General features: G+C 39.8%; 16 protein-coding genes and 2 pseudogenes. 14 read left to right on the top strand and 4 right to left on the bottom strand.

The annotated features are described in order from the left end of the window. Window positions 1-401: 401 nt before the first annotated feature. Complete coding sequence (locus tag J7E67_RS28200; protein ID WP_214717211.1) at window positions 402-755, top strand: hypothetical protein; 354 nt, start codon at window positions 402-404, stop codon at window positions 753-755. 29 nt (window positions 756-784) lie between these two features. Here the strand turns inward: J7E67_RS28200 and J7E67_RS28205 are convergent, their stop codons facing one another. Both J7E67_RS28205 and J7E67_RS32185 read right to left on the bottom strand, forming a co-directional pair. Beyond that, a complete protein-coding gene (locus J7E67_RS28205) occupies window positions 785-1,456 on the bottom strand; it encodes a tyrosine-type recombinase/integrase (RefSeq protein WP_308160754.1) in 672 nt (223 codons plus the stop codon). Then, window positions 1,448-1,705 (bottom strand): annotated as a pseudogene (locus tag J7E67_RS32185) (phage integrase N-terminal SAM-like domain-containing protein); the annotation flags it as partial. The pseudogene J7E67_RS32185 and the gene J7E67_RS28205, both read right to left, overlap by 9 nt. Before the next feature lie 200 nt (window positions 1,706-1,905). Between J7E67_RS32185 and J7E67_RS28210 the strand changes: the two are divergent. After that, window positions 1,906-1,989 (top strand): annotated as a pseudogene (locus tag J7E67_RS28210) (sporulation initiation factor Spo0A C-terminal domain-containing protein); the annotation flags it as partial. Window positions 1,990-2,250: 261 nt separating this feature from the next. Here the strand turns inward: J7E67_RS28210 and J7E67_RS28215 are convergent. Further along, complete coding sequence (locus J7E67_RS28215; RefSeq protein ID WP_214717213.1) at window positions 2,251-2,400, bottom strand: YycC family protein; 150 nt, start codon at window positions 2,398-2,400, stop codon at window positions 2,251-2,253. Window positions 2,401-2,438: 38 nt separating this feature from the next. Here J7E67_RS28215 and J7E67_RS28220 point away from each other — a divergent pair, with 38 nt between their 5' ends. After that, a complete protein-coding gene (locus J7E67_RS28220) occupies window positions 2,439-3,164 on the top strand; it encodes a glycerophosphodiester phosphodiesterase (RefSeq protein WP_214717214.1) in 726 nt (241 codons plus the stop codon). A 10-nt stretch (window positions 3,165-3,174) separates the two neighbouring features. Here J7E67_RS28220 and J7E67_RS28225 read toward each other — a convergent pair whose 3' ends face one another. After that, a complete protein-coding gene (locus J7E67_RS28225; RefSeq protein WP_214717215.1) occupies window positions 3,175-3,414 on the bottom strand; it encodes a DUF2627 domain-containing protein in 240 nt (79 codons plus the stop codon). A gap of 185 nt (window positions 3,415-3,599) precedes the next feature. Here J7E67_RS28225 and J7E67_RS28230 point away from each other — a divergent pair, with 185 nt between their 5' ends. The 11 genes from J7E67_RS28230 to meaB all read left to right on the top strand — a co-directional run bounded on the left by J7E67_RS28230 (window position 3,600) and on the right by meaB (window position 19,564). Then, window positions 3,600-5,675, top strand: a complete 2,076-nt coding sequence (locus tag J7E67_RS28230) for a sigma-54 interaction domain-containing protein (RefSeq protein ID WP_214717216.1) — start codon at window positions 3,600-3,602, stop codon at window positions 5,673-5,675. Window positions 5,676-5,806: 131 nt separating this feature from the next. Further along, complete coding sequence (yqiS, locus tag J7E67_RS28235) at window positions 5,807-6,718, top strand: phosphate butyryltransferase (protein WP_214717236.1); 912 nt, start codon at window positions 5,807-5,809, stop codon at window positions 6,716-6,718. Between the two features lie 24 nt (window positions 6,719-6,742). Next, the gene (gene bcd / locus J7E67_RS28240; protein WP_214717217.1) at window positions 6,743-7,846 is read left to right on the top strand and encodes a Leu/Phe/Val dehydrogenase; all 1,104 of its coding nucleotides are present in this window, start codon (window positions 6,743-6,745) and stop codon (window positions 7,844-7,846) included. Between the two features lie 221 nt (window positions 7,847-8,067). Continuing rightward, entirely contained in the window at window positions 8,068-9,171 is a 1,104-nt protein-coding gene (gene buk / locus J7E67_RS28245) for a butyrate kinase (protein WP_214717218.1), read from the top strand. 21 nt (window positions 9,172-9,192) lie between these two features. Continuing rightward, window positions 9,193-10,614: a dihydrolipoyl dehydrogenase gene (gene lpdA / locus J7E67_RS28250; protein ID WP_214717219.1), complete on the top strand. Its 1,422-nt coding sequence runs from the start codon at window positions 9,193-9,195 to the stop codon at window positions 10,612-10,614. Between the two features lie 189 nt (window positions 10,615-10,803). Continuing rightward, window positions 10,804-11,799 (top strand): thiamine pyrophosphate-dependent dehydrogenase E1 component subunit alpha, encoded by a 996-nt coding sequence (locus J7E67_RS28255; RefSeq protein WP_214717220.1) that lies wholly within the window; start codon window positions 10,804-10,806, stop codon window positions 11,797-11,799. Between the two features lie 12 nt (window positions 11,800-11,811). After that, the gene (locus tag J7E67_RS28260; RefSeq protein WP_214717221.1) at window positions 11,812-12,795 is read left to right on the top strand and encodes an alpha-ketoacid dehydrogenase subunit beta; all 984 of its coding nucleotides are present in this window, start codon (window positions 11,812-11,814) and stop codon (window positions 12,793-12,795) included. Window positions 12,796-12,934: 139 nt separating this feature from the next. Then, window positions 12,935-14,233, top strand: a complete 1,299-nt coding sequence (locus tag J7E67_RS28265; RefSeq protein ID WP_214717222.1) for a dihydrolipoamide acetyltransferase family protein — start codon at window positions 12,935-12,937, stop codon at window positions 14,231-14,233. 129 nt (window positions 14,234-14,362) lie between these two features. Continuing rightward, a complete protein-coding gene (locus J7E67_RS28270) occupies window positions 14,363-16,261 on the top strand; it encodes a methylmalonyl-CoA mutase subunit beta (RefSeq protein WP_214717223.1) in 1,899 nt (632 codons plus the stop codon). Next, the gene (scpA, locus tag J7E67_RS28275) at window positions 16,242-18,440 is read left to right on the top strand and encodes a methylmalonyl-CoA mutase (protein WP_214717224.1); all 2,199 of its coding nucleotides are present in this window, start codon (window positions 16,242-16,244) and stop codon (window positions 18,438-18,440) included. The genes J7E67_RS28270 and scpA overlap by 20 nt, the downstream gene beginning before the upstream one ends. Beyond that, entirely contained in the window at window positions 18,440-19,564 is a 1,125-nt protein-coding gene (gene meaB / locus J7E67_RS28280; RefSeq protein ID WP_214717225.1) for a methylmalonyl Co-A mutase-associated GTPase MeaB, read from the top strand. The genes scpA and meaB overlap by 1 nt, the downstream gene beginning before the upstream one ends. The last annotated feature ends 56 nt before the right edge of the window (window positions 19,565-19,620 follow it).

Here is a 19,620-nt window from a genome sequence, read left to right on the forward strand (position 1 = left end):
TTACTTTACAAGAACCAGAAGCATCTTAATCTATTCAACTCGATTACAAAGATCATGAATTAGGCGCTCTCCCCTTTTTTAAAAATGAATGAGCTGCGTCTTCTTCAGTATTGCCTTTTTTCCTGAATTACAGAAGTTTATTTTCATGGTAGTTCAACAAGAAAATCCACAATATACTCTAGCATATAATAAATTTCGCTAAGTCGATAGCCTGGCGCTTCATGTTTGCAGCGTGGCAAACTTATAAAACAAAATATATTAGACTCGACATTGAGTTGGGGCTTTTTAACCCGAAAACGCATAGTTATACAGATTGAATACAACTTAATCTGGGAATTTTTTACTGGAAATATGAATCTTTTATGGGACTAGACGTATAGATTAATAAGGGGGTACGGTTAATGTTGGCGAAGGTTAACGAGTTAAATAAGAACGTCGTTATTTTATTATCCGTAGGTATTATCGCAATTACTTCGATCATTATTACGCTAATTGCAACGAGTGAAGGTTCCGGAAAAGGGAGTGCAGATTCATTGGGTGACTTCCAAGATTATTTTGTTTCGGAGTATGGAGTCCAACCTAACATAACCGTAGATGTACACGGCATTTCGGAAGCACAAGCTGAAACTATTACGAAAGGTCTTTCGAAAAAGCTAAATTTAGGCGGTGCGCAACTTTCAGAGTATGAAAACACCGAGTGGTATGAAGCGGATAGTGAGGACGGAGATATTTCAGTTAATGCGTTTTTTGATTAAGGCCGCCCAATAAGGACGGCTTTCTTCTATTAAATAAACTTCAACCTTCCGCGCTTCCGATTGTTCCCGGAATCAATCAGATTCATTACCGGGCTGGACATCTCAAACAGCTCCGATATATCAACGTCACTATATTTAATGTAGCGGTTGGTCATCGAAATGTCTTTATGTCCGAGTATCCTCATTAATGTAAACGGATCACCTTTCGACTTAAGAAATTTGACCGCCATGTAATTCCGGAAAGTGTGGGGTGATATCCTCACGTTCTGAATGCCGGCCTTCTTACCGTATTTCTTAAGCATCTTAGCGAATGTATCGGCTAGGTATCGTTCACCGAACTGGGTTAGAAATACATAATCGTTGTCATCACCGTTAATAAAGTCGGTCAGCTCCGCAAGTTCCTTACCTGTTTTCTGCGAAATAGGGACTACGCGTGTTTCATTCTTTTTCGAGTTCTCCGCATGAATAATGATTTGGCGGTTCTGAAAGTTAACGTCTCCTCTTTTTATACTAGTCAACTCGCCAATGCGAAGCCCGGTGTCGATTAAAACGAGCATCATTACGTAGTCTCGAAAGCCCGTATACATTTTCTTATTTGGCGCGGATAATATTTTGATAACGTCCTCGTCCGTAAATATTTCGAAAGTATCGTTTTGTTCCTTCTGTAACTTGACGCCGGCCGCCGGATTTTCCGAAATAATTCTTTCGCCTACGAGAAAATTAAAGAATACACGCAGGACACGGATAATATTATTAATTGTACGAGGTGATATTCCGATTCCTTTCGTTGGGTTCGTCGGGTGATCGCTCCACTTTTCTTTTTCCTCGCTCATATAGCGAATGTAATTGCGTATGGTGTCCGATGTTATTTCCGGCGAACCTTCGGATTCTATCCATTCCATAAACTTGCTAAGCGTTTGACCATACGTTTTAATCGTTTTAGGCGATTTATTTTCGAGTCGTCACGCTTGAAGAAATTTTTCGATAGACTGTCCGAGGTCGAAATTATTACGTATCTTGCTGCGTTTTTTGAATTGATATTGCGCCAATTTTAGCGCCTCCTTATTCCGATGAATTTTCGTTTGAGATTGCGATGAATTTATCGGAATGGTACGATAATAACGAAGGTAAAACGTTGATAGGACGCCACAGCATGTCTAAGGCAAAACCGACCAATTCTGAATTTATTGCCATGGTTGCGGATAAATTGAGGCTTGAACACAAGGCATCTTGAAATAATAATTAATTGTAAGCCTTCATCGAAAGAATTGAAGGCTTTTTTTTAGGCCGTGTTAAAGGTCATTGTTGATTTTATAGCCAAGTTGATTGGAGCGGAAGTTGCGAAGACTCCTGCGGGAGGACGGATCAGGGGAGACCCCGCAGGCGCTTAGCGCCGAGAAGGCTCCCCTGACCGCCCGCGGAAAGCGAAGCGCCTGAAGCGGAAATCAACAGCCAAGATTAACACAGCCTTTTTTTTAACACTTAAAGCTGGTTTTTATTTATGTTGTTTTTTCTCCTCTTTCTCCAATTCCATCAGTTTTTGGATGAGAATATGTTGGGGCATATGCATAATCTGTTCTATAGGCACATTTAACTTTTGGGATAGCTTTATTGCTGTTTCTGGTGATAACTGTAAAGGTTTCATTTGATATTCCTCCAATTAGAAAGTTGGGAAGTGAAAATATGACTCAGATTTTTGCGCACCGTGGCTATTCGGCTTCTTTTGCAGAAAATACATTAGGAGCCTTTTGTGAAGCAGAAAAAGCAGGTGCAGATGGGTTGGAATTGGATGTTCAGTTAACAAAAGACGGCGAATTAGTTGTCATTCATGATGAAAAAGTAGACAGAACAACGAACGGGAACGGGTTTGTAAAAGATTTCTTATATAAAGATCTTCGGAAATTGAACGCCAATCTAAAAAGCAAAAAAGAACCTATACCTGCATTAACTGAAGTTCTTGAGTGGCTTACTTCCAATAGATTATTATGTAATATTGAATTAAAGAATGCGCTATTTCCCTATAAGGGGATGGAAGAAAAAGTCATTCAACTTGTCAGGAAATTTGATTTAATCGATCGGATTATTATTTCCTCTTTCAATCACTATAGTATTGTCTATAGTTATAGCCTAGCACCTGAAATTGAAATAGCCCCTCTTTTTCTTGAAGGCATATACATGCCATGGATTTATTCCCAAGCGATCCGAGCAAAGGGGATCCATCCAAAATATTCAGTCATTTCTGATGATGTTATCATAAATACAATAAATAATGGGATTGCCGTACGGCCATATACTGTAAATAAAGAGATGGATATGCATCGCCTTTTTAATATTAATTGCACGGCGTTTATTACGGATGATCCAGTCAAAGCTTTAAAAATACGAAAACAATATGAAAAGAGACCGTAGAGGCCTCTTTTTATTTTGTATTTTTAAACCTTTTTTGAACCTTGCTTCTTTTTCGGTCTCGATGAAAGATAAATCCTGCCACAAACCCTAGACCGCCGACAAAAAAGATAAACCCAGCTAGAAATTGCAACAATAAATTAGGGAATGGAGCTTGTAAAATCCCGAATAACATATCACGCATTAATTTAATACCAACAGCAGCCAAAATTCCAGGAATCAATACTATGATGAGGGCAATTATTCGCTTCATAAATAAATCCTTCCAGTTTCAAATTTTACTGTAATATCATGTCATATTTAGATTATATCTCATCAAAATATTATTATATAGATAAAATTTGTCAAGGATTGTGATTGGTTATAAAATAGATATGAAAAAAGTTGCATATTTTTCTTAAGATGATATGAAAAAAATTTCTTAAAGGGGTAGAAAAAATGCAAAATGTCATGATTGTTGGTGCTGGTAAAGGTGGTACGGCAATCTTAAAAATTTTAAAAGAATCTGAAGTATTAAAAGTCAGTGTGGTAATTGATCGGAACTTGGATGCACCGGGGATTTTATTCGCACAAGAAGAGGGGATAAAAACAGGGGAAGACTGGCGATCATTTTTAGCAGGTTCTATTGATATTATCATTGAAGTAACAGGAAACGATACTGTTTTCCAAGAACTTAGAAAAGCTAAAAGTCAAAATACCATTCTGATTCCAGGAAGCGTTGCATTTCTGGTCGCAAAAATTATGCAAGAAAAAGAGGAGCTAATTGAAAAGCACAAAAATGAATCCTACCAGCAGGAACTAATCTTTAATGCTGCAAATGATGGAATGATTGTTATTGATAAGTACGGAAAGGTCATTTTATTCAACAAACGGGCACAAGAAATCATGGGTGTAAAGAGTGTACAGGCAATTGGGAAATTTGTTGTTGATGTTGTTCCAACAACAAGGCTGCCTCAAATTTTAGAAACAAGAAGAATTGAAGCAAACCAAGAAATGGTTCTGAGTAATGATAGAAAAATCATTACGACCCGTATTCCAATTATCGAGGAAAATGGGACCTTAATAGGTGCGTTTGCTGTTTTTAAAGATATTACTGAGGTTGTTAATCTTGCTGAGGAACTTACGGATTTAAAGGAAATTCAAACCATGTTGCAAGCCATTATCCATTCTAGTGATGATGCAATTTCTGTTGTGGATGAAAATGGCAGAGGCATTCTTATTAATCCAGCATACTCCCGTATTACTGGACTGACCCATGATCAGATTATTGGTCAACCAGCTACAGCAGATATTTCTGAAGGGGAGAGTATGCATATGAAGGTGTTGCAAACCAGAAGAGCTGTACGCGGCGTTCCGATGAGAGTGGGGCCAAACAAACGAGAAGTAATAGTAAATGTGGCCCCGATTATCGTAAAAGGGAAATTAAAAGGCAGTGTTGGCGTTATTCATGATATGTCCGAAATAAAATCACTGAATAGAGAATTGAACCGCGCACGACAACTGATCCGCAAGCTTGAAGCGAAATACACCTTTGAGGATATAATTGCTCAATCTGATGAAATGATGCTTGCGATTGAACAAGCTAAACTAGGAGCGAAAACACCTGCAACCGTTCTCCTTAGGGGTGAATCAGGAACCGGGAAAGAATTGTTTGCCCATGCTATACATAATGCAAGCGACCGTAAATATAACAAATTTATCAGGGTCAATTGCGCAGCAATTTCGGAAACATTGTTAGAAAGTGAACTATTCGGCTATGAGGAAGGTGCTTTTTCTGGTGCAATGAGAGGAGGAAAAAGAGGCTTTTTCGAAGAAGCTAATAATGGGAGTATTTTTCTCGATGAAATTGGTGAACTTCCAGTGAATACACAAGCAAAATTACTGAGAGTACTTCAAGAAAAAGAAATTATCCGAGTCGGTGGAACAAAGCCAATTTCCATTAATGTAAGAATTATTGCAGCAACTAATGTCAATTTAGAAAAGGGTATTGCTAAAAGCTCCTTTCGGGAAGACTTATATTATCGTTTAAATCGAATGCCAATCCATATCCCTCCATTAAGGAAGCGAAAAGAGGAAATTCCTCTTTTAAATGAGCGGCTTATTCAAAAAATAAGCCAGGACTATGGACGAAACGTTGAAGGAATCACACCGGCAGCGTTACACCAGTTAATGGACTATGACTGGCCAGGAAATGTTCGAGAATTAGAAAATATTCTTGGCAGAGCGATTATTTTTATGAATTATTATGAGCTCCTTATTGATGTTCATCACCTACCAGAGTTAAAAAATAAAAAAAGCACAAATGAACCTTCTTTAAGCTACAGTAATGATTCCTTTGTGATAGACCGTTCCTTATCAGATATGATGGATGAATATGAGACGAAAATTATTAAGCAGACACTTCTTCGCTTAAACGGAAATAAGACATTGACAGCGAAAACGCTGGGATTGTCTGTGAGGAATTTATATTATAAGCTTGAAAAATGCAACATTGAAAAGAATAGCATGCAATAAATTTCGTATTATGAAAAATGTTTCACACTTTAGAATGAATAATAAAGCGTTTTCATGGGGGTTTGTTTGGCACGGAAATTGCATATTACATTATGGGAGTTGCAGTAAGAGGAGAAAGGGTTGATGACAACTTGTTGCTGGATTCACTAATTAACAAAGCAGCCCAAGTAAGTTCAAACACTGTTGCAGTTGCTGCTGCAGAAGATTTAGAAGTCATTGAAGCGGTTATAGCTGCATTAGACCGAAATCTCGCCATTTTTATACTATTTGGTGATGAAGAAAAAATAAATTCTATTATTGAATTAAAAAAACAGAAAAACATTAGCAATAATTATCTAAAAGTTATCAATGCCGATTCTAATGCTGCTGCTGCAGAATTAGCTGTAAAGGCCGTTTTTAACAAAGAAGCAAATGTCTTAATGAAAGGTAATATTCCAACCAATATTTTCTTAAAAGCAGTCTTAAATAAGGAATATGGACTTAGGACTGGAAATGTTTTATCACATATTGCTGCATTTGAGGTTCCAGGCTTCAATCGTTTTACGATTGTAACAGATGCTGCAATGAATATTGCTCCCGATTTAGAACAGAAAGCACAAATTATTAAGAATGCAGTTTCCCTTGCGAGGTCGATTGGAATAGAAATACCTAAAGTGGCCCCTATTGCTGCCGTGGAAGTAGTTAATCCGGCAATGCAGGCTACATTAGATGCAGCATTATTAACTGTGATGAATAAACGAGGACAAATATCTGATTGTATTATAGATGGCCCGTTAGGTTTAGATAATGCCGTATCAACACTGGCTGCCGAACACAAAGGAATTCATAGTGAAGTGGCGGGAAATGCAGATATTTTATTAGTACCAACTATCGAAGTAGGCAATGTATTATATAAATCATTAATATATTTCGCAAATGCAAAAGTCGGTGCGGTAATAGCCGGGGCAAAGGCACCAATTGTGTTAACGTCCAGAGCTGATTCTGCTGAAAGTAAGCTTTATTCTCTTGCACTGGCATTATGCTGTGCAACAACAAATAGATAGTCAATAATCGAGGAGGAATTTTACATGGAAATTTTCAAGTACTTAGAACAATACGATTATGAGCAAGTAGTATTCTGCCAGGATAAACAATCAGGATTAAAAGCAATTATTGCTATTCATGATACAACTTTAGGGCCAGCATTGGGTGGAACACGTATGTGGACTTATGCATCTGAAGAAGCTGCAATTGAAGATGCCCTACGCTTAGCAAAAGGAATGACTTATAAGAATGCTGCCGCAGGATTAAATCTTGGGGGAGGTAAAACAGTTATCATCGGCGATCCAAGAAAAGATAAGAATGAAGCCATGTTTCGTGCATTTGGACGTTACATCCAAGGACTTAACGGCAGATATATTACAGCTGAAGATGTTGGTACAACAGTCGCTGATATGGATTTAATTCATGAAGAGACAGATTTTGTAACTGGAATTTCACCGGCATTTGGCTCATCAGGTAATCCTTCTCCAGTAACTGCTTTCGGTGTTTACCGCGGTATGAAAGCAGCGGCAAAAGAGGCGTTTGGAACAGATTCACTTGAAGGAAAAGTAGTTGCTGTTCAAGGTGTTGGAAATGTAGCCTATACACTTTGTGAATATTTGCATGAAGAAGGGGCTCAACTTATTGTAACGGACATTAATAAAGAGGCGGTTAACCGTGCTGTTGAAGCATTTGGTGCACTTGCGGTAGACCCTGATGAAATTTATGGTGTAGAATGTGATATCTATGCTCCGTGTGCGTTAGGGGCAACAATTAATGATGAAACGATTCCACAGCTAAAAGCAAAAGTTATTGCTGGTTCGGCTAACAATCAATTAAAAGATACCCGTCACGGTGATATCATCCACGAAATGGGAATTGTTTATGCTCCCGATTATGTTATTAATGCTGGCGGGGTAATCAATGTTGCTGATGAACTCTATGGCTACAACCAAGAACGGGCAATGAAAAAGGTTGAACAGCTTTATGCAACGATTGAAAAAGTAATTGAAATTTCAAAACGTGATGGTATTCCAACATACCTAGCAGCGGACCGGATGGCAGAAGAAAGAATTTCAAGGATTCGTAATTCAAGAAGCCAATTCCTGCAAAATGGCCATCATATCTTAAGTCATAGAATTTCTAGATAGGCACCTTATATTAAAATGGCTGTGTTATAGGTCATTGTTGATTTTTGTAGCTATGTTGACTGGAGTGGAAATCAACAGGCAAGTTTAACTAAGCCTCAAAAATATATCCGCAGAGCGCTGAATGGGAATTCAGCGTCTTTGCCTTTCATAGGGCACTTATAGTTATATTAAAGTACCATACGACTTCAACCATAAGAAATCCAAAACGGAGGTCAAATACGTTGCAAGATAATGAATATCGGATTCTCGTCATCAACCCAGGCTCGACATCCACGAAAATTGGGGTTTTCGATAATGATATTTCCATTTTAGAAAAAACAATTCGTCATGATTCAGAGGATATAAACTCTTTTGCAAATATAATTGATCAATATGAATTTAGAAAAACAACAATTTTGGAAATACTGGATAATGAAGGGATAAATATTTCCAAACTGTCTGCTGTATGTGGCCGTGGAGGTTTGCTTAGACCAATTGAAGGTGGAACCTATGCCGTTAATGATGTGATGTTAGCTGATCTTCGGTCTGGTTATGCCGGACAGCATGCATCAAATCTTGGCGGAATCATTGCATACGAAATCGCTTCTGGACTAAATATTCCCTCCTTCATCGTTGATCCTGTTGTTGTTGATGAGCTTGAACCACTAGCGAGAATTTCTGGATTTTCCTTAATTGAACGGAAAAGTATCTTTCATGCCTTGAATCAAAAAGCAGTCGCAAGAAGGGTAGCAAAGGAATTAGGGGAAAAATACAATGACTTGAATTTAATTGTTACCCATATGGGTGGTGGGATTACCGTTGGTATCCATAAACATGGTAAGGTAATTGATGTAAATAATGGTCTTCATGGAGATGGGCCATTTAGCCCTGAACGTGCTGGAACCGTTCCAGTTGGGGATTTAGTAGCACTTTGTTATTCTGGGGAATATTACCGTGATGAAATAATGAAGATGCTTGTGGGCCAAGGTGGCCTTGTTGGCTACCTAGGAACTAATGATGCGGTAAAGGTAGAACAAAGAATAGCAGCTGGTGATGATGAGGCAAAGCTTGTATATGATGCAATGGCCTATCAAGTAGCAAAGGAAATTGGGGCTGCTAGTGCTGTATTATCAGGAAAAGTGGATGCAATTATATTGACTGGCGGCCTTGCCTACGGAAAAGGATTTGTGAAATCTATCACCGACCGAATTAATTGGATTGCTGATGTTATTGTTCAGCCAGGGGAAAACGAACTTCAAGCTCTAGCTGAAGGAGCACTTCGAGTCTTGCGAGGTGAAGAAGAGGAAAAAGTTTATCCGGGTAAATTTAAAAGAGCTAAAATTTAAGGTACTTGGGGAGGAAAGAAAATGGCACAAGAATATGATTTGGTCGTTCTTGGCGGGGGAACTGGTGGCTATGTAGCTGCCATTAGGGCCTCTCAGCTTGGATTGAAAACAGCTATTGTAGAAAAAGGAAAACTTGGCGGGACATGTTTACATAAAGGATGTATTCCAAGTAAAGCGCTCCTTAGAAGTGCGGAAGTTTATGCAACAACCAAGCATAGTAAAGATTTTGGAGTTATCACGAGTGATGTAACGGTTGATTTTAGTTTAGTACAGGATCGGAAAAATAAAATAATTGATCAACTTCACAAAGGAGTTCAGCATTTAATGAAGCAAGGCAAAATCGATGTCTATGAAGGATTAGGCAGAATCTTGGGGCCATCCATCTTTTCACCGATGCCGGGAACAATTTCTGTTGAAATGAATAACGGGAAAGAAAACGAAATGCTGCTTCCGAAAAATGTAATTGTCGCAACAGGTTCTAGACCGAGGACACTTCCGGGTCTTGAAATTGATGGAGAATATATAATGTCCTCTGATGAAGCATTGCAGTTAGAAACACTTCCAAGTTCCATCATAATTGTTGGTGGGGGTGTAATTGGAATTGAATGGGCGTCTATGTTATCGGATTTTGGTGTGACAGTAACGGTTATTGAGTATGCTGACCGCATTATTCCGACAGAAGACAAAGAAATCTCAAAAGAAATGCAGCGCTTAATGAAGAAAAAGGGAATTAAACTTGTCACAAGTGCAAAAGTGCTTCCAGAAACGTTTGTTAAGGGCAATGGCGTGGCGATTTCTGCAGAAGTTAAAGGTGCATTGAAAGAGTTTAAAGCAGAAAAAATTCTAGTTTCGGTTGGACGTCAAGCAAATACAGAAGGAATTGGGCTTGATAATACAGAAATACAAGTGGAGAAGGGTTTTATTTTAACAAATGAATTTTTTCAAACAAAGGAATCACATATTTATGCGATTGGTGATGTGATTGGTGGATTACAACTGGCCCATGTTGCTTCACATGAAGGGATTGTAGCTGTTGAACATATCGCTGGGAAAGATCCTTCTCCATTTGACTATAATTTGGTCTCTAGATGTATTTATAGTAATCCAGAAGTTTCAAGCGTCGGGATAACAGAAGATCAAGCAATAGAAAAAGGACATAAAGTGAAAATTGGAAAATTTTCTTTCCGTGCTATTGGGAAGGCACTTGTTTTTGGAGAATCTGATGGATTTGTAAAAATTGTTGCTGATGAGGAGTCCAATGATATTCTTGGGGTGCATATGATTGGTCCACATGTAACGGATATGATTACCGAGGCAGGACTTGCGATGGTATTAGATGCGACACCTTGGGAAATTGCACATACAATTCATCCACACCCAACTTTGTCAGAGGCAATTGGTGAAGCTGCACTCGCAGTTGATGGGAAAGCAATCCATTCTTAATAAAAGCAAAAGTTTAAATCTTTGAAAAAGTGTTAGTGTCTAGCTACAGTTCCTAGGGGCTCGAGACATAAGCCAATCGCTTCGGAAGGCAAAAAGCACGCCTTCTGTCAGCGCTAGTCTTATGCTTGTCGCCCCTGAACAAGGCACTTCCGCTTTTCGAATAACGAACAATTGGGAGGTAAGAAATAAATGACAGAAAAGCGTCATGATGCTTTAGGTTTAAGCGACGGAAAAGTATTGGAAATTTATGAAACTATGCTTTTAGCCCGCCGAATTGATGAACGGATGTGGTTATTGAACCGTGCTGGTAAAATACCATTTGTTATTTCTTGTCAAGGTCAAGAAGCAGCACAGGTGGGAGCAGCATTTGCACTAGATCGAGAAAAAGATTATGTTCTTCCGTATTATCGTGATATGGGGGTAGTATTGGCTTTTGGTATGACTCCAAGGGAACTGATGCTATCCGGTTTTGCAAAAGCAGAAGACCCTAACTCTGGTAGTCGGCAAATGCCTGGCCATTTTGGCCAAAAGAAAAATCGGATTGTAACAGGTTCATCGCCAGTTACAACTCAGGTTCCACATGCAGTTGGAATTGCCCTTGCCGGGAAGATGGAAAGAAAAGACCTGGTTACGTTTGTAACATTTGGAGAGGGTTCCTCTAACCAAGGGGATTTCCATGAGGGGGCAAACTTTGCAGGTGTACATAAACTTCCAGTTATCTTCATGTGTGAAAATAACAAGTACGCGATCTCTGTCCCAATCGAAAAACAATTAGCGTGTGAAAAGGTTTCTGATCGTGCAATTGGATATGGTATGCCTGGCTTTACTGTTAATGGGAACGACCCATTAGAAGTTTATAAAGTCGTAAAGGAAGCAGCGGAGCGTGGCCGTCGTGGGGAAGGCCCTTCATTGATTGAAACCATATCGTATCGTTTAACTCCACACTCTTCTGATGATGACGACCGTTCCTACCGTGCTCCAGATGAGGTTGCAAAAGCCAAAACACAAGACCCAATTATAACTTTTGGGGCCTATTTAAAGGAAACTGGTGTCATGGATGATGAGTTGGAAAAGGAAATCAATGACCGCGTGATGAAGCAAGTGAATGAAGCGACTGACTATGCAGAAAATGCTCCTTATTCTGCACCTGAAGAAGCACTGAAATATGTTTATGCGGACTTGTAAGGGGGATGTAACATGGCGATAATTTCATATATTGATTCAATCACAATGGCAATGCGAGAAGAAATGGAACGAGATCCAAGGGTATTTGTCCTTGGTGAAGATGTTGGCGTAAAGGGCGGTGTGTTTAAGGCGACGCAAGGATTGTATGAGCAATTTGGGGAAGAGCGTGTCATTGATACACCACTTGCCGAATCAGCAATTGCTGGGGTAGGAATCGGTGCAGCGATGTACGGCATGCGGCCGATTGCCGAAATGCAATTTGCCGACTTTATTATGCCGGCAGTTAATCAAATTATCTCGGAAGCAGCAAAAATCCGCTATCGCTCCAATAACGACTGGAACTGTCCGATGGTTATTCGTGCGCCATACGGTGGTGGTGTTCATGGTGCACTTTATCATTCCCAGTCAGTTGAAGCTATTTTTGCTAATCAGCCTGGATTGAAAATTGTGATGCCCTCCACACCTTACGATGCGAAGGGACTATTAAAAGCTGCCGTCCGTGACAATGATCCGGTATTATTCTTCGAACATAAACGGGCCTATCGATTAATCAAAGGTGAGGTCCCGACTGATGATTACACTCTTCCAATCGGAAAAGCGGATGTAAAGCGCCAGGGAGAAGATATTACAGTTATTACTTATGGTCTATGTGTTCATTTTGCCCTTCAAGCGGCAGAAAAATTAGCGAAGGATGGAATTTCAACACATATTCTTGATTTGAGGACCGTGTATCCGCTTGATAAAGAAGCAATCATTGAAGCTGCATCGAAAACGGGTAAGGTCCTTCTTGTTACAGAGGATAACAAAGAAGGCAGCATTATTAGTGAAGTCTCTGCGATCATAGCTGAAAATTGCTTATTTGAATTAGATGCACCAATTATGCGCTTAGCTGGACCGGATGTACCGGCAATGCCGTATTCTCCAACAATGGAAAAATTCTTTATGGTAAATCCGGATAAAGTCGAAAAAGCCATGCGCGAGCTTGCTGAGTATTAAACGAAAAGCGGAGGCGACTCGTTCAGCCCCGACAAGCGATGGAGATCCTGACAGTGAAGTCGTTTTTTGACTTCATTGGCAGGACCGAAGCGACTCGAGGGGCTAGGCGCCGGAGCTGGACAATAGGAGGGTGTAAAAAGTGGTAATTGAACAAATCAAAATGCCTCAGTTAGGGGAAAGTGTAACCGAAGGTACGATTAGTAAATGGCTCGTATCCGTTGGCGATAAAGTAAATAAATACGACCCCCTAGCAGAGGTTATGACAGATAAGGTAAATGCAGAAGTTCCATCCTCCTTTACAGGTGTGGTTAAGGAGTTAATCGCTGAAGAAGGTGAAACATTAGCAGTTGGTGAAATGATTTGCACAATTGAAATGGAAGGTGGAACTCCCCAGGAAACTGCTGCGTTAGTAACAAGCGATGCCGCTGCACAAAGCGTTGTAGTAAGTGTAGAACCAGTGGACCAAGGAAACAAGGCCCGTTATTCACCTGCAGTTCTAAAAATTTCTCAAGAGCATGGGATCGATTTAACAAAGGTGTCAGGCACCGGTGCTGGCGGGCGAATTACCAGAAAAGATCTATTAAAATTAATTGAATCAGGAAATATTCCAGTTGCAGAACAAAATGTTGAAACTAACAAAGAGTCAGCAGTTGTGGAAGCACCAACACAAGCAGCAGCTCAGTCAGTTTCTCCGCCTACAGCATCTGCACAATCTGTCAATATTCCGGTTGCAGTTGGTGATATTGAAATCCCTGTGACAGGCATCCGCAAAGCGATTGCCGCTAATATGCTGCGCAGTAAACACGAAGCACCGCATGCCTGGACAATGATTGAAGTGGATGCAACTAATTTGGTGGAGTACCGCAATTCCCTCAAAGATGAATTTAAGAAAAAAGAAGGCTTCAATTTAACTTTCTTCGCTTTCTTTGTCAAAGCCGTTGCGCAAGCACTGAAAGAATTCCCGCAAATCAATTCGATGTGGGCGGGAGATAAAATCATCCAAAAGAAAGATATCAATATTTCGATTGCAGTGGCAACGGATGATGCTCTCTATGTTCCTGTCATTAAACAGGCAGATGAAAAAACAGTTAAGGGGATTGCACGTGAAATCTCTGAACTTGCAGTCAAAGTGAGAACAGGCAAGCTAAGATCAGAAGATATGCAAGGCGGAACCTTCACAGTAAACAACACAGGTTCATTCGGCTCTGTTCAATCAATGGGTATCATCAATTATCCGCAAGCAGCCATTTTGCAAGTGGAGTCCATCGTCAAGCGTCCAGTTGTCGTGAATAATGGAATGATTGCTGTCCGTGACATAGTGAATTTATGTATGTCACTTGATCATAGAGTGTTGGACGGACTTGTTTGCGGCCGATTCCTACAACGCGTAAAAGAAATACTTGAAAATACATCAAAATCAACAACTTCGATTTATTAAACAAAACAACCGCTTCCATGCTTGGCAGCGGTTATTTTGTTTTTAATTGCTTGAATTGTGTTTGTACCATAAAATAGTACTTAGTAGAATTAATTGAATTTTATTTCAATTATGTATAATGGGAGGGGGATGAAAAGTTTGGAAAAAATAAAGAATCAGTCTTTTCCTTCAGGATCCACACATGAATGGAAAACTAAAGCAGAGCAATCTTTAAAAGGAAAAACGGTTGAATCCTTACAAACTACTACATATGAAAACATTATTTTGAAACCGCTTTATACCCATCAAGATGAGCGACCAGTACCTGATTTTCCAGGAGGTTCAGATTTTAGAAGAGGGACCTATCCGTTAGGTTACTTGACGAATGACTGGGTGGTCGCCCAACAACTCTCCTATCAAACCGCAGAAGAGTTGGAGCAGAAACTTAGACAATCATTTAATAAAGGCCAAACGGCTATTTCATTTAAAGTCTCAAAAGCTTTACTAGAATTCGAAACAAACCTAGCAAAATTATTAGGAGAATCCTATTGTCAATTTCCATTTTCAATTAACGCAAAAAGTTTACAAATTGCTTTTCTTTCGGAATTAGAAAGAATGGCGGATCAAGAAGGGGCTATCGACAAACTCCGAGGATATATTGGGTCTGATCCCGTCGCCATTTTCGCTGAAGAGGGATGTATTTCTGAGGAATTTTTCAATGATTGGGTAAAAAACATTGTCCACTCAAATGAAAAATTACCTAATGTGCGTACAATTCTAATAGATACTGCTCCTTATCATAATGGTGGGGCGAGCGCTGTTCAAGAACTAGGGATCGCAATGGCTGAAGGGATATTTTATCTTGAAAACCTTCAGAATGCAGGCATGGAACTGGATGAAATCTTTGCAAAAATGATCTTCCAATTTTCGATTGGCAGCAATTTTTTTATGGAAATCGCAAAACTTCGCGCCGCTCGAGTACTGTGGAATCGAATAAGTAATGTTTACGGATCTACTGATGATATGGGCAGGATGCATATAGCTGCTGAAACTTCTTCTTTCACAAAAACAGTAAATGACCCGTATGTAAACCTTCTGCGTGCTGGAAATGAAGCTTTTGCTGCCGTGGTTGGGGGCATTCAATACTTGCATGTGCGACCCTTCGATGATCTCACAGGTGCCACTTCGTTTTCGGAAAGAATTGCTAAAAATACTCAACTTCTTTTGAAGGAAGAAGCACATCTAACAAAAGTGATAGATCCAGCTGGAGGTTCTTGGTATGTAGAAGAACTAACCAATGACTTAGCTGAAAAAGCTTGGGGATTTTTTCAACAAATTGAAGCAAATGGTGGCATTCTAGAAACTTTAAAATCAAATTGGCTGCAGCAGGAGATTGCTGTTGTCTATGAAAAAAAGAATCAAGATGTTCAAACAAGAAAGAAAAGCATTGTTGGAACAAATGTCTATGCTAATCTGGATGAAATTGTTAAGCATAAAAAAACTCAAACGAGAAATTCATATTTTACTAATATGGAAAACTCGTTAATAAAAATGGAGGCCATTCCGGATCTGAGATTGGCAGAACCATTTGAAGAATTGCGAAAAAAGGCAAAGGATCTCGAAGAAAAATTAGGCTCAAAACCGACTGTAGGGATGATTTGTCTTGGTGGATTAAAGCAGCATAAAGCAAGACTTGATTTTATGAAGGGCTTTCTTGCAGCAGGCGGTTTGAAAGCAGCCGAAAGTAAGCCGATATTATCTTTAGAGGATGCTAGAAAATTTATTTTAGAAACGCCTGCCAAGTATTATTGCTTATGCGGTACGAATGAACAATATACAATAATCGGTTATGAAATCCTGCCTGCTCTAAAAACTGAATTCCCTGAGCTGATTTTTTACTTAGCAGGCCTTCCAGAAAAAGAAGAACTGGACCAATGGAAGGATGCTGGTATTAAGCAGTTTATCCATATGAAAAGCAATTGCTACGAAACGCTTACGTCAATCCTTAACGACCTGGAGGTGAGCAAGGTTGAAGAAACAAAAGCCTGATTTTCAAAATATTTCCTTATTTGACTATCAAAGTTTTATGACCAAAGAAGAGTGGCAGCAAAAAGTACACCAAGAGATAAATACCTCCATTGATGATTTACTGTTTGAGACAAATGAACAAATCAGTTTAAAACCGCTCTATACAAAAGAAGATCGTAAAGACCTTGAGCATATAGACAATCTGCCGGGACTCCCTCCTTATACAAGAGGGCCTTATCCAACGATGTATGTTAATCGGCCGTGGACAGTGAGACAATATGCAGGCTTTTCAACTGCAGAGGAAAGCAATGCCTTTTATCGCAGAAATTTAGCGATGGGGCAAAAGGGATTATCGGTTGCCTTTGATTTAGCCACTCACCGCGGCTATGACTCTGATCATCCACGTGTTGTCGGAGATGTCGGTAAAGCAGGGGTGGCCATTGATTCTATCCTTGATATGAAGACGTTATTTGAGGGGATACCTTTAGACCAAATGTCCGTTTCAATGACCATGAACGGGGCCGTTCTGCCTATTCTTGCTTTTTTCATCGTGACGGCTGAAGAACAAGGTGTAAGTCAGGAGAAGCTGGCGGGAACCATTCAAAATGACATTTTAAAGGAATATATGGTTCGTAATACTTATATTTACCCTCCGGAAATGTCAATGAAAATAATAGCTGATATTTTTGAATATACGTCAAAATACATGCCAAAGTTTAATAGTATTAGTATTTCGGGCTATCATATGCAGGAGGCTGGTGCACCAGCTGATTTAGAACTAGCTTATACACTAGCGGATGGTCTGGAATATGTACGTACGGGTCTCAAGGCAGGAATTGAAATAGATTCATTTGCACCAAGATTATCCTTTTTTTGGGCAATTGGGATGAATTATTTCATGGAAGTAGCTAAAATGCGTGCTGCTCGATTGATTTGGGCAAAAATGATGAAATCTTTTCATCCTAAAAATGGAAAATCATTAGCGTTACGCACCCATTCGCAAACATCTGGCTGGAGTTTGACAGAGCAAGATCCTTTTAATAATGTTACACGTACATTAATTGAAGCACATGCTGCGGCAATGGGGCATACCCAATCCCTGCATACAAACGCCTTGGATGAAGCGATTGCACTGCCAACTGACTTTTCTGCTCGGATTGCTCGTAACACGCAATTGTTTTTGCAAGAAGAAACGGGGATTACAAATGTTATTGATCCGTGGGCAGGCTCCTATTACGTTGAAAAATTGACAGATGAATTGGTTAATAGAGCATGGACACATATTGAGGAGATTGAAAGTCTAGGTGGCATGGCTAAAGCAATTGAGACGGGGCTTCCAAAAATGAGAATTGAAGAGGCAGCCGCTAGAAGACAAGCGCAAATTGATTCTGGAAAAGAAGTCATCATTGGTGTCAACCGTTATCGCCTTGAGAAGGAAGAAGCAATTGATATTTTAGATATCGATAATACAGCGGTTCGTTTGAAACAAATTGAAAAATTAAATGTATTAAAAGCTAATCGTGATGACAAAAAAGTGGAAGAAACGCTAACCGCCTTAACGAAAGCAGCGGAAACAGGTAAGTACAACCTCTTGGAGCTTGCTGTCAAGGCGGCAAGAGCGAGGGCAACTCTTGGGGAGATTTCCGATGCCGTTGAGAAAGTAGCCAATCGACATAAAGCGGTCATTCATGCAATTAGCGGAGTATATAGTAAAGCTTTTAGTAATGAGGAAGAAATTTTGATAGTAAAAGAAATGTCCGACGAATTCTTGAAGAATGAAGGTAGAAGACCAAGAATTCTGATTGCAAAAATGGGTCAGGACGGACATGACCGCGGGGCAAAGGTCATCGCAACTGCATTTGCTGATTTGGGATTTGATGTTGATATTGGTCCATTATTCCAAACACCAGAAGAAACGGCCTTGCAGGCAATTGAGAACGATGTCCATGTCATCGGTATGAGCTCGCTTGCTGCTGGGCACAAGACGCTATTGCCACAATTAGTAGCTGAACTGAAAAAACTAGGACGTGAAGATATCTTAGTGGTTATTGGTGGTGTTATTCCTGCACAAGATTACCAATTTTTATACGATAACGGAGCAGTGGCTATCTTTGGACCTGGGACAGTGATTCCGATAGCGGCGCAAAAAGTAATCAAGGCAATTTATCTTCAACTTGGTTATGAGGAAGTGGCAGAGTAATGGCTGCAGAACAAAAACCTGAATGGAGCGATCCAAGAAAGCCCGAACTTTGCTCAAGTGTGGTAAGAAAAGGGGAGGAACTTGAAGGTCAAGCAACTTCTTTGCAAAAAAATATTCGATTTAAAAAACGTAACTCTTCAGAACCAGAAGTTGAAGAATTATTTGACGGGGTGCTAAAAGGAAACAGAGGCTTGCTTGCTCGTGCTATTACTCTTGTAGAAAGTAATGCAGAGCATCATTTCCAAAAATCACAAGAGTTACTGCAAAGATTGCTGCCTTACAGCGGAAACTCGATAAGGGTTGGAATTACTGGGGTGCCTGGTGCTGGGAAAAGTACTTTTATCGAAGAGTTTGGAATGTATCTCTGCAATTTGGGTCTAAAGGTGGCTGTATTAGCAATTGATCCAACCTCGAGTATCTCGGGTGGTAGTATTTTGGGAGATAAAACGCGTATGGAACAGTTAGCAAGGAATCCACGTGCGTTTATCCGTCCGTCACCATCGGCAGGAAAGCTCGGTGGTGTTCATCGAAAAACAAGAGAATCGATGCTGCTATGTGAGGCAGCTGGATTTAATGTGATATTAATAGAAACGGTCGGCGTCGGACAAAGTGAATTTATCATCAGGGATATGGTCGACTTTTTTATGCTGCTGGTGCTGACTGGGGCAGGTGATGAACTGCAAGGCATGAAGAAAGGGATCCTGGAACTTGCTGATGCGATAATTGTCCATAAAGCAGACGGGGATAATAAACAAAAGGCAGAATTGACAAGGAAAGATTATAATCGAATCCTTCACTTTCTGCAGCCAGCGACAAAAGGTTGGATTTCAAAAGCACATACCTGTTCATCTTTGACTCAAGAAGGAATTGATAATATATGGGAAGTTATTCAAGCTTTTGAATCGAGAGGAAAGTTCACTGGAGTCTTGGAAGATAGAAGGAATGCCCAATCAAGAGAATGGCTCCATGCAATGATTACGGATCAGTTGCACTATCATTTTTATCACCATCCTGAGATCATGAACCAGCTGCCAAAATTAGAGAATGAAGTAATTGCAGGTGGAAAGACAGTCGCTTCTGCTGTGGAAAGTCTTTTTAAGACTTTTTTTCAAAAAAAAGAATAAGCTGCCATAAGTATTGATATTTGATAATCAAACATTTTTACTGTTAATATGTAGAT

The sequence above is a fragment of the Bacillus sp. ISL-46 genome, from assembly GCF_018613205.1.